Raw genomic sequence first — 14458 nt, 5'->3', positions numbered from 1 at the left:
CGAGGCGACGCCGTCAGTCGGCGGCGTCTTCGTTCGGTAACACCTCGAGGGCCAACCGCCCCTCGCCGAGCCGCGCCGCCAGGCGCTCCCCGGGCCGGGTATCCGCTGCATGGCGGATCACTCGGCCCTCGTCGTTCTCGAGGATGGCGTAGCCGCGGCCGAGCACCGCCAACGGGCTGACCGCCTGCAGCTCGCGGCTCACCGCGGCCAGGCGCTCGCGGTGGCGGGCCAGCTCCCTCGGCATGGCCAGCCGCAGGCGCTGCCCGGCCAGCGTCAGCCGGCGTTCGGCCTGCTCGAGCTGGTGCGTTGGCGACCGCAGCGCCAGGCGCCGGCGAAGCTCGCCCTCGTGGCGACGGTCCGACTCCAGCCGGGCGCGCATGGCCCGGTGCAGCCGGCCCTCCAACTGCTCGAGCTGGCGGCGCCGGAAGGCCAGCACCTCGCCGGGATGGCGCAGCCGCGCACGCAGGTGATCGAGGCGCTGGGCCTCGGTGTCGAGCCGCGCGCGCTGGGCGCGCAGCAGTCGGCTTTCCAGGGCCTGCAGGCGCTGCAGCAGCTCGCGACGATCGGGCACCAGTTGCTCGGCCGCCGCCGAGGGCGTGGGGGCGCGGCGGTCGGCGGCGAAGTCGGACAGCGTCACATCTACCTCATGGCCCACCGCCGACATCACCGGCAGCCGGGAGTGGAAGATCGCCCGGGCCAGGTGTTCGTCGTTGAAGGCCCACAGGTCCTCCAGGCTCCCCCCGCCGCGCGTGATCAGGATGGCATCGCGCTCCGGATCCAGCGCCGCCTGGCGATTGAGCAGGCCCAGCGCCGCGATCATCGCCGGCGCCGCCTCGCGGCCCTGCACCGGCACCGGGATCAGCGTCACCTGGGCCAGCGGCCAGCGCGCCGCCAGCACCGCCAGCACGTCACGAATCGCCGCCCCGGTGGGCGAGGTCAGCACCAGCAGATGGCGGGGCGGGTAGGGCAGCGGCCGGGCGTTGGCGAACACCCCCTCGGCGTCGAGCTTGGCCTTGAGCCGCTCGAAGGCTGCCAGCAGCTCGCCTTCGCCCACCGCCTGCACCGCCTCGGCGATCAGCTGGTAGTCGCCGCGCGGCTCGAACAGCGACACCCGGCCGCGCACCTTGACGTGATCGCCGTCGCGCATCGGCGCGGCGATGAAGCGCGCGCGATTGCGGAACAGCGCGCAGCGCAGCTGGGCCCGCTCGTCCTTGAGGGTGAAGTAGACATGGCCCGACGCCGGCCGCGAGACCCCGGACAGCTCGCCCTCCACCCAGACGTCGCCGACGTCCTGCTCCAGCGCCTGGCGGGCGCGGCGGTTGAGCTCGCTGACGGAGAGGGCGATATCGTCGGCAGGGGGCATGGGCATCCTCGGCGGGGGAATGGCGGGCGCCCCGTACTGTAGCCGACCACGCGTGGCGCGACTACGCTGACCAGGTGCCGCCGTCATTCCGGGGTATCAGTCGGGCACCATACCAGCGAAGGAGAGCCGTCATGTCGGGACTGCGTGCACCTCACCTGGGACCGATCGTCGGGCATACCGCCCATGATCGCTGCCGGATCTGGATCCGCGGGCACGCCTCCCGGGACGAGGGCGTCCAGCTGGGCGCCGAGATGCGCACCCTGGGGCTGCTGGCGGTGGTCGACGAGCGCGGCCGGCCGCTGCACGACGCGGCCACCGGCCAGCCCTGGGCCTACTTCTTCCGCCTGCATCGCGAGTTCGACCGCACCGGCACCTTCGTGCTCGGCCGGCAGACCAGCCTCGGCGGCCGGGACGGCCCCGGCCCCTTCCCGCTGGAAGCGGATACCGAGTACCGGGTGCGGGTCGCGACCCTCACCGTGGACGATCCGCTGCCCGACGCCGAGTCGTTGGACGATGCCGACCTGGCCGATCGCCTGCCGCCCGTCGCCAGCATGGCGGCGCTGCTGGCCGACCTCGAGGCCCCGGCCTGCGAGGCGCGCTTCCGGACCTTCCCCGATCCCGCCGCGGGCCCGGCGGACGAGCTCCACTTCCTGATCGGCTCCTGCCGCTATCCGGGGCTGCTGTGGAAGGTCAAGGAGGCGGATCGCATCTTCGCGCCCATGGCCGGCCACTTCCGGCGGCAGGGCGCGCGCCGGCCGGCGCGCTTCACGCTGCTGATGGGCGATCAGATCTACGCCGACAAGCTCAACCGCCACCTGCCGATCGGCCGGGCCGACACCTTCGAGGAGATGCAGTCGCGCTATCACGAGTCCTTCGGCGCCCCCAACATGCGCCACCTGCTGCGCCACTCGCCGGTCTACATGATCCTCGATGACCACGAGATCGAGGACAACTGGAGCCAGGACCGGCTGCGCGACAACCACCACCTGTTCAACATCGCCATCGGCGCCTACATGAGCTACCAGTGGAGCCATGGCCCGCGCAGCTTCGGCCGCCGGCTCTACTACCGCTTCAGCTGCGCCGGCTACCCGTTCTTCGTGGTCGACACCCGCACCCAGCGCTACCGGCAGCGGGCCGGCCTCCACGACAACCACCTGCTGGGCCGGCCGACCATCGATCCGGCCCACCCTGGCCAGCTCGACCGGCTGCTCGAGTGGCTCGGCGAGCAGCAGCGCGAGCACGGCAACGTGCCCAAGTTCCTGGTCACCTCCAGCGTCTTCGCGCCGAGCCCCATCGACGAGCGCCTCGGCAACGAGTACCGCGACGAGCCCGAGCGCCTGGCGGCCAACCTCGAGCGGCGCGAGGCCAGCGACTCCTGGCCGGCCTATCCGCGCACCCGCCAGGCGATCCTCCAGCACATTCACGATCATGGCATCCAGAACGTGATTTTCCTCAGCGGCGACGTGCACTGCGCCAACGTCGCCCGGCTGACCTTCGAGAGCGAGGGGAACGATCAGGGCCTGTTCGCCTATGATGTCACCTCCTCGGCGCTCTACTGGCCCTTCCCGTTCGCCGACGGCGACCCCAACGGCTTCGTGCACGACTCCCGCGTGGATGAGCAGTACGACGGCTTCCCGCTGGAGGGCGGGGAGGGCGATCACAGCGCACCGGTGGTGCACTACCGGGCCTGGGGCTTCAGCCAGGAAGACAACTTCTGCCGCCTCGAGCTCGACAAGGGCCGCCAGCGGCTGCGCGTCCGGGTGCTCGACGCCCGGGGCGAGCCGGTGGAGGTGGCCGACGCCGACGGCCGCCCGGTGCGGGTGAACGAGCTGCCGCTGGCGCCCTGGGACTAGCAGCCTGTCGGGTTTGGCCGAAAGACCGGGATTCGCAGTAGATCAGTGTTAAGTCCGACAGGCTGCTAGGGAGGACCACATCATGAGCGCGGGCATCGCCTTCGAGGAGACCATGCGTGGCGCCTTCGCCCTGGGCGAGGCGGACCCGGAACGCGGCGCGGCGGCGGGGCGCCGGGCCGGCACCCGGCTGGCCATGCATGCCGGCGTGGTCATCGACGACCTGGCGGCCTTCCTGGCCGATGCCGGACATCCCGGCGGGCTCGGCGGCCGGGTTGACTTCTCGCCACTGGGCGTCGACCTGGGGGCGAGCGGCGGCGTCTTCCGGCTGTTCTCGTCAGCCGGGGACGACGGCATGGGGCGTCGCATGGTCTACGAGCTGGCGCTGCCGGTCGACGGCGTCGACTACTATCTGGCCGGCGAGAAGCGCGTGCGCGACGACCCCGGCCCCGACCTGTGGCGCGACACCACCACCCTCTATACCCGCCTGCACCGCGGCACGGATACCGGCGGCGAGGTGGTCGGCGCCGGCATTCTGGAGCTCGGCGTGCCCCAGCTGACGGCGCTGCTGTCGACGCTGCGCATCACCGGCGACGGCGACGCGCGCACCCTGGCCGCCTTCGGCGGCTTCTTCTTCGGCGAGCTGTGGGAGCTCTACGCGCCCCTGGCCCGGGGAGGTCGGCCATGAGCATGAGCTTCGACGCCATCGTCATCGGCTCGGGTTTCGGCGGCGCGGTCTCGGCCTGTCGGCTGGCCGAGGCCGGCCAGCGGGTGCTGGTGCTGGAGCGCGGGCGGCGCTGGGCCACCGAGGACCTGCCGCGCGGCCCCGAGGACGACTGGGTCTTCGATGCCCAGGACCCCCAGCGCCACCATGGCTGGCTGGATCTGCGGCTGTTCCCGCGGGTAGGCGTGGCCCAGGGGGCGGGCGTCGGCGGCGGCTCGCTGATCTATGCCAACGTCTTCGTCGAGGCCGAGCGCTTCGTCTTCGATCACGGCTGGCCGGAGGAGATCGACTTCGAGGCGCTGGCGCCGCACTACGCCACCGCCGGACGCATGCTCGAGGTCCAGACCCTGCCCGCTGGCCAGCGCACCGCGCGCCATCGGCTGATGCAGGAGGCCGCCCAGGCCACCGGCGCCGCCGACCGGTTCCGCGACCTGCCGCTGGCGGTGCGCTTCGACGACGCCTGGCACTACGGCCTCGCGGATCCCCACGACCCACGCCACAGTTCGGCACAGACCAACGTTGCCGGCCGCGCCCAGGGCACCTGCATGCACTGCGGCGACTGCGACCTGGGCTGCCCGGTGGGCGCCCGCAACACCCTGGACCTCAACTACCTGGCCCGCGCCGAGGACCGGGGAGCCGAGATTCGGCCGCTGTGCCTGGTGCAGGCCATCGAGCCGGACGGGCAGGGCTACCGGGTGCGCTACCGGCGCCTGGACGGCGGCGGCGAGGCCAGCGAAAGCGCCCGTCGGGTGGTGGTGGCCGCCGGCTCGCTGGGCTCCACCGAGCTGCTGCTGCGTTGCCGTGACCAGTACCGCACCCTGCCGGCGCTGTCGCCCCGGCTCGGCCACGGCTGGTGCGCCAACGGCGACTTCCTGACCCCGGCGCTGTACGCCGGGCGCGACGTCTCGCCGACCCGCGGGCCGACCATCACCTGCGCCATCGACTACCTGGACGGCAGCGACGGTGGCGCGCGCTACTTCGTCGAGGACGGCGGCTTTCCCGACGTGGTCGGCAACGCCCTGCGTGCCGCCCTGGAGCGCCACGCCGCGGGGGAGCGGCTGTTCGAGGGCTGGCGGCTACTGCTCGACGGCCTGTTGCAGGGGCACGACCCCCAGGCCCACCTGATGCCCTGGTTCGGCCAGGGCGTGGACGCCAGCGACGGCGTGATGCGCCTGGAGCGCGGCTGGTTCGACCGCGACCTGGCGCTCGAGCTCGACTACGACGTGCGCCGCTCGCGGCCGGTCGTGCAGGCGCTGGTCGAGCGCCATAAGCGGCTCTCCGCGGCCACCGGTGGGCTGGCGCTGGAACCGCCGTCCTGGTCGCTGTTCGACTACCTGCTGACCCCGCACCCGCTGGGCGGCTGCAACATGGGCACCCGCGCCGAGGTCGGCGTGGTGGACCACAAGGGCGAGGCATTCGGCTACCCGGGGCTGCACGTGCTGGACGGCTCCATCGTGCCCCGGGCCCTGGGGCTCAACCCCTCGCGGACCATCGCCGCCCTGGCCGAGCGCGCCATGGCCGAGATACTCGCCTAGGGCAAGATACGAGGGGCAAGGTACGAGGAGCGAGGCATATCGATCAAGGAGGGCAGCATGAGCCGGGAGATTCCGCTCTACACCCTGGAGGGCGTCCGGGACGCCGAGACCAGCACTCATCACTTCACCACCGAGGACGGCCTGGGGCTGTCGCTGCTGCGCTTCTGCCGGGCGCCGTGCCGCAACGTAGTGATGATCATCCACGGCCTGACCACCTCCTCGGACATGTTCATCCAGCCCGAGCACGACAACCTGGTTTCCTGCCTGCTGGATGCCGGCTTCACCGATGTCTGGACCCTGGACTTCCGCATGAGCAACCGCCATGCCTACAACCTGCAGCCCAGCGACTGGTCGATGGACGACTGCGCGCTCTATGACCACCCGGCCGCCGTGGCCAAGATCCGCGAGGTGGCCGGCGCCGACGTCAACCTCCATGTCATCTGTCACTGCCTGGGGGCCATGAGCTTCACCATGGCGCTGTTCGCCGGCACCGTCACCGGCATCGGCTCCTGCATCGCCAACAGCGTGGCGTTGACGCCCCACGTACCCACCTGGTCGCGGATCAAGGGCCACGTCTTCCCCTTCATCATCGAGCGCATCTTCCAGCAGCCCTACGTCAGCCCGCGCTGGAGCGAGGACCCGCGGCTGACCGTCGGCAAGCTGCTGTCGAAGCTGGTGTCGCTGTTCCATCGCGAGTGCGACGTGCCCGCCTGCCACATGCTGTCGCTGATGTGGGGCACCGGCTGGCCGGCACTCTACTGCCACGAGAACCTCGACGAGATCACCCACCGGCGGGGCGGCGACCTCTACGGCCCGGTGGGACTCAACTACCACAAGCACGTGTTGAAGATGCTGGGCCGCGGCCACCGCACGGTACGCATGAAGCCCGACGACCCGCGCTACGCCGACCTGCCCGACGACTACCTCGCCGGCGCCGCGGCCGTCGACACGTCCTGCCTGTTCATGACCGGCGACACCAACCGCGTCTTCACCGACAGCAACATCCACTGCCACCGGGCCCTGGAGGCGGTGGTGCCCGGCCGCCATCAGTTGGCGATCTTTCCAGGCTACGGCCATCAGGACGTGTTCATGGGCAATCGGGTCCACGAGGACATCTTCCCGCGGCTGATCGACTTTCTCGACCAGCACCGCGGCTGACGGGCGGACGGCGTCCCACCGCCGACACATCGGATGCCAACCAGCCCGCTGTCTGAGGCCCCGCGCCTTTCGTGGGAGCGCGATTCATCGCGCGAATGGCGCCGTCAGGCGCCCGGGTTGTCTAGCTCCCGGGACGCTCGAGTGTCCTCAGCAGCGTCGGCAGGATCAGCACCCGCACGCTGATCCGCGGCACCGCCGTCCGAGGCCGCCGCACCTTTCGTGGGAGCGCGATTCATCGCGCGAATGGCGCCATCAGGCGCCGGGGGCTAACTCTCGGGACGCTCGAGTGTTTTCAGCAGCCCCGGCAGGATCAGCACCAGCACGCTGATGCGCAGCAGGTGGTGGGTGGTGACGAAGGCCGGGTCGATGCCGAGCGTCAGCGCCACCAGGCTCAGCTCCGGGGCGCCGCCGGGCATGTAGGCCAGTAGCGCCGCGGCGGCCGAGTAGCCGGTCAGCAGGTGGCCGGCCCAGGCGGCGACCACGGCGAGGGCCAGCAGCACCAGCGCCTGGCCGACGGCCATCACCAGGGCGTGTCCGACCTGGGCCAGCGAGGTGCCGGCGAAGCGCACGCCCACGGAAATGCCGATCAACACCTGGGCCAGGGCCAGTAGCGTCGGCGGCACCGCGGCGTGGGTGACGCCGCTGAGGTGCAGGGCCGCCGAGACCAGCGCCGGGCCGAACAGCAGCGCGTTGGGCAGGCGCAGCCACCGCCCCAGCCACAGGCCGCCAACGCCCGCGGCGACCAGCCAGGCCGTGTCCACCGGGCCGGGCAACCACAGCCACTGGGAGAGGTCCGGCGTGGCGCTGCCCAGGTCGACGTGGCCGATCGCCTGGAGCACCGGCGGGATCGCCACCAGCAGCACCAGGATGCGCACCGCATGGGTCATGCCCACCACTCGCAGGTCGGCCCCGGAGGCCATCGCCATCACCGTGACCGTGGACACCCCGCCCGGCACGCCGGCATACAGCGCGGTCTCCCGCGAGTGGCCGGCGATGCGCTGCGAGAACCACACCGAGAAGGCCATCATCGCCGCCGTGGCCACCAGCATCACCGCCAGGCTCAGGCTCCACAGCCCCAGGTCGCCGGAGAGCTCGGGAGTGAAGGCCGAGCCCAGCATCACGCCAATCACCACCAGCACGCCCTTGCGTCCGCGTCCCGGGGAGCGCAGTCGTACGCCGGCCATGCTCACCGCGGTGGTAGCGATCATGGCGCCGAGCAGCCACGGCAGCGGCAGGTTCACGGCGAAGGCCAGCGCCCCGCCGGCGATGCCGAGGATCAGGGTGGGCAGGAAGCGCAGCAGAGGGGCAATGGGCGAGGCGGCGGGGGAAGGCAAGTCGATGAATCTCCTTTTCAAACGCCTCGGGCCCGCTTGAGCGTGCCCGAGGCGAGGATCAACTGGCGTGGCGGCGGCGACCGGCCAGCAGCTTCGGTACCAGCCAGGGCAGTACCAGCAGCGCGGCGGCGGCAATCCAAAGCCCCAGCGAGATGCCGGACTGCCACAGGATGCCCGCATCGCCGCCGCTGATCGACAGCGCCCGGCGCAGATTTTGCTCCATCAGCCCGCCCAGCACGTAGCCGAGGATCACCGGCGCCAGCGAGAAGCCGAGCTTGCGCAGCAGGTAACCGAATACGCCGATGATCAGCATCAGGTAGATGGCGGTCAGGTCGGAGTGCAGCTGGTAGACGCCGACGAAGGCCAGGATAGCGATGGCCGGCACCAGCACCCAGCGCGGAATCGTCAGCACCCGGGCGAACACGCCGGCCAGCGGCAGGTTCAAGGCCAGCAGCACGATATTACCGATATACAGCGAGGCGATCAGCCCGCCGGCCACCTCGGGGCGCTCGGTAAACATCATCGGGCCCGGGGTGATGTTGTAGAGCATCAGCGCGCCGAGCAGCACGGCGGTGGTGCCGGAGCCGGGAATGCCCAGCGTCAGCATCGGCACGAAGGAGCCCGCCGCCGAGGCGTTGTTGGCCGCCTCCGGGGCCGCCAGGCCGCGCATGTCGCCCTTGCCGAAGGTGCCTTCCTTGTCGGACAGGCGCTTCTCGGTGGTGTAGGACACCGCGCCGGCCACCGAGGCGCCGGTGCCCGGCAGCACGCCGATGATGAAGCCGAGCAGCCCCGAGCGGCCCATGGCGCCCTTGCAGTACATCACTTCCTTGAGGCTGACGAACACGCGGCCCAGGGGCGGCATCTCGTCGTCGGCGTCGCGACGGTGGGCGTGCTCGAGCATCAACAGGATCTCGCTGATCGCGAACAGGCCGATGATCATCACCACGAAGTCGACGCCGTCATAGAGCTCGGGCATGCCGAAGGTGAAGCGCATCACGCCGGTGCCGGAGTCGACGCCCACGGTGGCGATCAGCACGCCGAGCACCGCGCCGAGGGCGGTCTTGATCGGGTCCTTGCCCATCATCACCGCCATCGACGAGAAGGCGAACACCATCAGCGCGAAGAACTCGGCGGGGCCGAACATCACCGCCACCTCGGCCAGCAGCGGCGCGAACAGCGTCAGGCCGATGATGGCGATGGTGGCGCCGACGAACGAGCTCACCGCGGAGAGGCCCAGCGCCGGGCCGGCCAGGCCCTTCTTGGCCAGCGGATGACCGTCCAGAGTGGTCATCACCGCGCCGGCGTCGCCGGGCACGTTGAGCAGGATGCTCGACATCCGGCCGCCGTACTCGGCGCCGGTATAGATGCCGGCCAGCAGGATCAGCGCCGACTCGGCGGGCAGGCCCAGGGTATAGGCCAGCGGCATCAGGATGGCGATGCCGTTGATCGGGCCGATGCCCGGCAGCGCGCCGAACAGGGTGCCGAGCAGGGCGCCGAGGAAGGCCAGCCCCAGGTTCAGCGGGCTCAGCGCGACGCCGAAGCCCTCGATCAGGAAATCAAACATGGTGGCGCTCCTCTAGATGACGTCGGCCAGCCAGGTGCCGGAAGGCAGGGCGATGCCCAGCGCCTCGGTGAACAGGAAATAGCTGCCCGTGGCCATCAGCGCACCGGTGAGCAGCGCCTTGGGCCAGCTGGCATCGAACAGCCGGGCCAGGGTCGCCACCACCAGGAAGGAGGCGGGCACGAAGCCCAGGCGAGTGAAGAGCAGCGCGTAGGCCAGCAGCAGGCCGAGCACCACCAGCAGCCTCAGCGCCAGGGCGGGGTGCGGCCAGTGGCCGTCCTCGCCGGGCTTGAAGACCAGCACCAGTGCCAGGCCGGCGAGCAGGGCCGCCAGTCCCAGCGGGAAGGCTTTCGGCCCCACGGGCTCGTAGCTGAAAGGGACTTCCAGTTGAAGGGACTGGACGGCGATGAACGCCGCCAGACCGATCAGGGCAAGCCCCAGCAGTCGGTCGGCGGCGATCCTCATTTCAGACCCACTTCTTCGGCCAGTGACTTGAAGTCGGCGACCTGATCCTTCACGTAGGCGTCGAAGTCGTCACCAAAGCGTGCCATCGGGAACAGCCCGCGCTCTTCGCGCATCTCGGCGAAGCCGGGGTTGTCGGACAGCTCCTTGAAACGCTCGACCCAGGCCTGGTAGGCCTCATCGCTGACGTCCGGGCCCATGTAGTAGCCGCGCCAGATCGGCCACTGGACGTCGTAGCCCTGTTCGGCGGCGGTGGGGATCTCGGCGTAGGGGCCGCCCATGCGCTCCTCGGAGAGCGCGGCCAGCACGCGCACCTTGCCGCTCTCGAGCTGGGACTGCAGCTCGGACAGGTCGCCGGTGAACACCTGGATGTGGTCGCCGAGCAGCGCCGCCAGCGCCTCGCCGCCGCCCTCGAAGGCCACGTAGCGCAGCTCGCGCGGGTCGATGTCGCCGGCCTTGGCGGTCAGCGCGGCCTTCATCCAGTCCTGGCTGCCCACGGTGCCGCCGGCGCCGAAGGCCACCGAGCTCGGGTCCTCCTGGAGGTCGGCCATCAGTTCGTCGAGGGTCTGCCAGGGCGCATCGGCGCTGACCACGATGGCGCCGTAGTCGACGCCCAGGGCGCCCAGCCAGCGCACTTCGCTGGCGTCGTACTGGCCGAACTTGCCCAGCGCCAGGTTGACCGCCGCACCGGTGCTGGCGGCGACGATCAGGTTGTCGTCGTCGTTGCGCACGCCGTTGACGTGGTTGTAGGCCACCGCGCCGATGCCGCCGGGCATGTAGGTCACCAGCATCGGCTCGTCGATCAGCTCGGCGGCCAGCAGGCCGTTGGCCGCCAGGCGGCAGGTCAGGTCGTAGCCGCCGCCGGGCTTGGCGGGGGCGATGCATTCGGACTCGCCGGCCGCCTGGGCCTGGCCGGCGAGCAGGGCGCCGCCCAGCAGGGCGATGCCGGAGGCGTGGCGGATGGCCGTGTTGATCTTCATGGCGAACTCCTGTTCTCTTGTTGTGAAAGGCGAGCGCGAGACGCGAGGCGCTGCCTCGACCGCCATCCTGTCGATGGCCCGAGCGATGCTAGGTCCGCCACCTTTCATCAACCTGTCATCCTGCCCGATACCCTCTGAGACTTTGGTCGCATGCGCCTGCTGGTCATCGAGGACGATCCGCTGATCGCCCGCTCCCTGGAACACGCCCTGGCCCCGCTGGGCAACACCGTCGAGGCCTTCGCCACCCGCGCCGAGGCCCGGGCCGCGCTGGCCCACGACCGCTTCGACCTGATCCTGCTCGATCTCGGCCTGCCCGACGGCGACGGCCTGGAGCTGCTGGCGGAGCTGCGCGACCGCGGCGATACCACCCCGGTGCTGATCCTCACCGCCCGCGACGCCGTCGACGACCGGGTCTCCGGCCTCGACCTGGGCGCCGACGACTACCTGGCCAAGCCGTTCTCGATCGCCGAACTCGAAGCCCGGGTGCGGGCCCTGCTGCGGCGCAGCCAGCAGCGCAGCGACAACCGCCTGCGCCACGGGCCGCTGGCCTTCGATCCGGCGACCGGCAGCGCCAGCCTCGAGGAGGCGCCGCTGGAGCTGCCGCGCCGCGAGCTGCTGCTGGTCGAGGGCCTGCTGTTGCACGCCGGCAGCATCGCCCCGCGCGAGGCCCTGGAGCGCCGGCTGTTCGGCTTCGACGAGGTGGGCACCAACGCCCTGGAGGTCTACGTCAGCCGGCTGCGCAAGCGGCTCAAGGGCAGCGGACTGCGCATCCGCACCTTCCGCGGGCTCGGCTACCGGCTGGAGGACGACGCCGGGTGATCGAGGTCAGCGGCTCGCTGAAGCGCCGCCTGGCGGTGTGGCTGCTGGTCACGGTGAGCGGGCTCGGCGCGCTGCTGATGGTCGAGGCCTGGTGGAGCGCCCACCGTGCCGCCCAGCGCGCCTACGACAGCCAGCTCGAGGCCGCCGCCCTGACCATCGCCGAGGCCGTGCAGTGGCAGCAGGGCGAGCCGGTGGTGGAGATTCCCGCCGCTGCGCTGCAGATACTCGCCACCCGCCACCAGGAGCGGGTCTTCTACGCGGTGCTCGACGCCGACGGCGAGGCGGTCTCCACCAACATGCCGTTCGCGATTTCGCCGAGCTGGCGGGAACGCGCCGCCCACGCGCCCCGGGCGCTGACCACCGAGTTCGACGGCACCTCCTGGCGGCTCTACGGTCGCGAGTACGACTCGGCGGGCTGGGTCTCCCAGGAACCGGTGCAGATCTGGGTCGGCCACACCCGCGAGGGGCGGTTGGCGCTGGCCGACGAGCTGTTCGAGCGCACCGTCAGCCGCTTCGTGGCCATGGTGCTGCTGGCCGGGGTGCTGATGGCCATGGCGCTGCGCGTCGCACTCGGCCCCATGCGCCGGCTGCGCCGCCAGCTTAGGGCGCGCGAGGCCGACGACATGCGCCCGCTGGACGCCCGGGTGCCCGAGGAAATGCGCGAGCTGGCCCAGACCCTCGACCACCTGTTCGCCCGCCAGCGCCAGAGCCGCGAGGCGCTGCTGCGCTTCACCGCCGACGCCAGCCACCAGCTCAAGACGCCGCTGGCCGGGCTGCAGAGCGTCAGCGAGCTGGCGCTGAAGAGCCCCGAGCCCGCCGACTGGCACGCCGCGCTGGGCGCGGTGCACGAGGGGGCGGCGCGCACCAGCCGGCTGGCCGGCCAGCTGTTGAGCCTGGGGCGGCTGCGCCACGTGGAAGAGGCGGGGGAGGTCGCCCCGCTGGACCTGGCCGCGCTGCTGCGCGAGACGCTGCTCGACTGGGCCGGGCGCGAGGCGGCCCGCTACCACGACCTGGGGCTCGACGAGCTGCCGGCCGGCCCGAGCTACGTTCGCGCCGAGGCCTGGGCGCTGCGCGAGCTGCTCGGCAACCTGATCGACAACGCCCTGCGCTATACGCCGCCCGGCAGCACCATCACCCTGGGCCTCACGGGGGACGCCGAGACGCTGACGCTCTACGTGGAGGACGACGGCCCCGGCGTGCCGGCCGAGGCCCGCGAGCGGCTGCTGCAGCCCTTCGAGCGCGGCGGCCGCCAGGACACCGACGGCTCCGGGCTGGGGCTCGCCATCGTCGACTCCATCGCCCGGCGCTTCGATGGCCGGCTGAGCCTTGCCGAGCGCTCGCCCCACGGCCTGGCGGTGCGCCTGCATCTGCCGCGCTGCGCCGAGGAGGAGACGCCATGATCCGCCGCTGCCGTTCCCCGCTCGCTGGCCTGCTGATCGCGCTGCTGGGGCTCGCCGCGCCGGCGGGCGCCGCCACGCCGCTGGTGGTGGAGGCCGCCCTGGACCGCGAGGTGGTCACCCCGCTGCTCGACGCCTTCCGCGCCGCCCATCCCGACATCGCGCTGGAGTTTCGCGACCGCTCGACCCTGGAGGTCGACGAGCGGGTCGTCGATGACGGCCCGGCGCCGGACGTGGTGATCAGCTCGGCGATGCCGTGGCAGATGGCGCGGGTCAACGAGGGCCATGCGCGGCGCCTGGACTCCGCCGAGGCGCGCCAGTGGCCGGAATGGGCCAAGTGGCGCGACGAGGTGTTCGGCTTCACCTTCGAGCCGATCGTCATGGCCTATCGGCTCGACCTGTCGCGGCGCATGCTGCCGCCGCAGACCCACGCCGACCTGCACACCCTGCTGACCACCGAGCGCGAGGCGCTCGCCGGCAAGGTGACCACCTACTCGCCGCTGGGCAGCGGCGTGGGCTACACGCTGTTCCAGCAGGACGCTCGCTACACGCCGCGCTTCTGGGACCTGGTGGCCGGCATGGGGCGGGTCGACGCCCATCTGGAGAACAACACCCGCGCCATGCTCAAGGGGATCAGCGACGGGCGCTACTGGCTCGGCTACAACCTGCTCGGCTCCTACGCCATGGTCTGGGCCCAGGAGCACCCCGAGGTGATCGTCCAGGTGCCCCAGGACTACGCCCTGGTGCTGATGCGCATGGCCTTCGTGCACCGCGACGCCCCGCATCCCGCCGCCGCCGAGGCCTTCGTCGACTTCCTGCTCAGCCACGCCGGCCAGCGGGTGCTGGCCGGCGAGACGCCGCTGTTCAGCGTGCGCCCCGACGTGATCGGCCCCTACACGGCGGCGCGGCTGCGCGACCAGGTGGGCGAGCGGCTCTACCCGATCCCGCTCAACGCCTCGCTGCTGGCCTTCGTCGACCCCCAGCGCCGCGACGCCTTCCTGGCACGCTGGCGCCGTGAGTTCCGCCGCGACGACTAAAGGCGAATCGCTGGGATCATGGTCTTCGCTGCCGACGAGGGGCGCCGGGGACAAGCCGAAGAGGAGCTCCTGCGCCATGGATGGCGTCGGGAGCTACAAGGACGTATCTACCGCGTCTCCTCGCAGGCTTGTCGACGGGGTAGCCCCGAGTCACCGCACCTGGCGTGGAGTCATCCCCGGATTGCTGGAAAGCGGCCCGAGACGTTATAATGGTCGATTAACTTCTCCCTCCTCCAGC

12 protein-coding genes are annotated in these 14458 nt (G+C 71.4%); 7 read left to right on the top strand and 5 right to left on the bottom strand.

Translation table 11 applies throughout. From position 1 onward, the window contains the following. Positions 1–13 precede the first annotated feature (13 nt). Positions 14–1363 (bottom strand): exodeoxyribonuclease VII large subunit, encoded by a 1350-nt coding sequence (gene xseA / locus FHR96_RS09865; RefSeq protein WP_183387503.1) that lies wholly within the window; start codon positions 1361–1363, stop codon positions 14–16. Positions 1364–1494: 131 nt separating this feature from the next. On the opposite strand from xseA, the gene FHR96_RS09860 reads away from it, so the two are divergent. The 4 genes from FHR96_RS09860 to FHR96_RS09845 all read left to right on the top strand — a co-directional run bounded on the left by FHR96_RS09860 (position 1495) and on the right by FHR96_RS09845 (position 6630). Next, on the top strand, positions 1495–3216 hold the full coding sequence (locus FHR96_RS09860) for an alkaline phosphatase D family protein (protein ID WP_183387502.1): 1722 nt from the start codon (positions 1495–1497) through the stop codon (positions 3214–3216). A gap of 82 nt (positions 3217–3298) precedes the next feature. Next, the gene (locus tag FHR96_RS09855) at positions 3299–3901 is read left to right on the top strand and encodes a hypothetical protein (RefSeq protein ID WP_183387501.1); all 603 of its coding nucleotides are present in this window, start codon (positions 3299–3301) and stop codon (positions 3899–3901) included. Continuing rightward, positions 3898–5472: a GMC oxidoreductase gene (locus tag FHR96_RS09850; RefSeq protein ID WP_183387500.1), complete on the top strand. Its 1575-nt coding sequence runs from the start codon at positions 3898–3900 to the stop codon at positions 5470–5472. The genes FHR96_RS09855 and FHR96_RS09850 overlap by 4 nt, the downstream gene beginning before the upstream one ends. Positions 5473–5529: 57 nt before the next feature. After that, complete coding sequence (locus tag FHR96_RS09845; RefSeq protein WP_183387499.1) at positions 5530–6630, top strand: alpha/beta fold hydrolase; 1101 nt, start codon at positions 5530–5532, stop codon at positions 6628–6630. Between the two features lie 266 nt (positions 6631–6896). Here the strand turns inward: FHR96_RS09845 and FHR96_RS09840 are convergent, their stop codons facing one another. Genes FHR96_RS09840 through FHR96_RS09825 form a run of 4 tightly spaced genes read right to left on the bottom strand, consistent with a single transcriptional unit; the run spans position 6897 to position 10967 of the window. Further along, a complete protein-coding gene (locus FHR96_RS09840; RefSeq protein ID WP_183387498.1) occupies positions 6897–7964 on the bottom strand; it encodes an AbrB family transcriptional regulator in 1068 nt (355 codons plus the stop codon). Positions 7965–8022: 58 nt separating this feature from the next. After that, positions 8023–9528 (bottom strand): tripartite tricarboxylate transporter permease, encoded by a 1506-nt coding sequence (locus FHR96_RS09835; protein WP_183387497.1) that lies wholly within the window; start codon positions 9526–9528, stop codon positions 8023–8025. A gap of 12 nt (positions 9529–9540) precedes the next feature. Next, a complete protein-coding gene (locus tag FHR96_RS09830; protein WP_183387496.1) occupies positions 9541–9990 on the bottom strand; it encodes a tripartite tricarboxylate transporter TctB family protein in 450 nt (149 codons plus the stop codon). After that, complete coding sequence (locus tag FHR96_RS09825) at positions 9987–10967, bottom strand: Bug family tripartite tricarboxylate transporter substrate binding protein (protein ID WP_183387495.1); 981 nt, start codon at positions 10965–10967, stop codon at positions 9987–9989. Before FHR96_RS09825 ends, FHR96_RS09830 begins: the two co-directional genes overlap by 4 nt. 150 nt (positions 10968–11117) lie before the next feature. Here FHR96_RS09825 and FHR96_RS09820 point away from each other — a divergent pair, with 150 nt between their 5' ends. Genes FHR96_RS09820 through FHR96_RS09810 form a run of 3 tightly spaced genes read left to right on the top strand, consistent with a single transcriptional unit; the run spans position 11118 to position 14220 of the window. Further along, positions 11118–11786, top strand: coding sequence for a response regulator (locus FHR96_RS09820; protein WP_183387494.1), 669 nt, complete (start codon positions 11118–11120; stop codon positions 11784–11786). Continuing rightward, complete coding sequence (locus FHR96_RS09815) at positions 11783–13186, top strand: sensor histidine kinase N-terminal domain-containing protein (protein ID WP_183387493.1); 1404 nt, start codon at positions 11783–11785, stop codon at positions 13184–13186. The genes FHR96_RS09820 and FHR96_RS09815 overlap by 4 nt, the downstream gene beginning before the upstream one ends. Beyond that, positions 13183–14220 carry an ABC transporter substrate-binding protein gene (locus FHR96_RS09810; RefSeq protein ID WP_183387492.1) on the top strand — a complete coding sequence of 346 codons (1038 nt, stop codon included), beginning with the start codon at positions 13183–13185 and terminating at the stop codon, positions 14218–14220. The genes FHR96_RS09815 and FHR96_RS09810 overlap by 4 nt, the downstream gene beginning before the upstream one ends. Positions 14221–14458: the final 238 nt, after the last annotated feature.

This window comes from Halomonas organivorans (assembly GCF_014192055.1).
GTDB classification, from domain to species: Bacteria; Pseudomonadota; Gammaproteobacteria; order Pseudomonadales; family Halomonadaceae; genus Halomonas; species Halomonas organivorans.
This window is presented reverse-complemented; position numbering and strand designations above follow the sequence as displayed.

What these genes read in the sequence shown, in the direction of transcription:
- FHR96_RS09850 (WP_183387500.1), top strand. Translation starts at nt 3,898, where the DNA reads ATGAGCATGAGCTTCGACGCCATCGTCATCGGCTCGGGTTTCGGCGGC.
- FHR96_RS09810 (WP_183387492.1), top strand. Translation starts at nt 13,183, where the DNA reads ATGATCCGCCGCTGCCGTTCCCCGCTCGCTGGCCTGCTGATCGCGCTG.
- FHR96_RS09825 (WP_183387495.1), bottom strand. Translation starts at nt 10,967, where the DNA reads ATGAAGATCAACACGGCCATCCGCCACGCCTCCGGCATCGCCCTGCTG.
- FHR96_RS09820 (WP_183387494.1), top strand. Translation starts at nt 11,118, where the DNA reads ATGCGCCTGCTGGTCATCGAGGACGATCCGCTGATCGCCCGCTCCCTG.
- FHR96_RS09835 (WP_183387497.1), bottom strand. Translation starts at nt 9,528, where the DNA reads ATGTTTGATTTCCTGATCGAGGGCTTCGGCGTCGCGCTGAGCCCGCTG.
- xseA (WP_183387503.1), bottom strand. Translation starts at nt 1,363, where the DNA reads ATGCCCCCTGCCGACGATATCGCCCTCTCCGTCAGCGAGCTCAACCGC.
- FHR96_RS09845 (WP_183387499.1), top strand. Translation starts at nt 5,530, where the DNA reads ATGAGCCGGGAGATTCCGCTCTACACCCTGGAGGGCGTCCGGGACGCC.
- FHR96_RS09830 (WP_183387496.1), bottom strand. Translation starts at nt 9,990, where the DNA reads ATGAGGATCGCCGCCGACCGACTGCTGGGGCTTGCCCTGATCGGTCTG.
- FHR96_RS09860 (WP_183387502.1), top strand. Translation starts at nt 1,495, where the DNA reads ATGTCGGGACTGCGTGCACCTCACCTGGGACCGATCGTCGGGCATACC.
- FHR96_RS09855 (WP_183387501.1), top strand. Translation starts at nt 3,299, where the DNA reads ATGAGCGCGGGCATCGCCTTCGAGGAGACCATGCGTGGCGCCTTCGCC.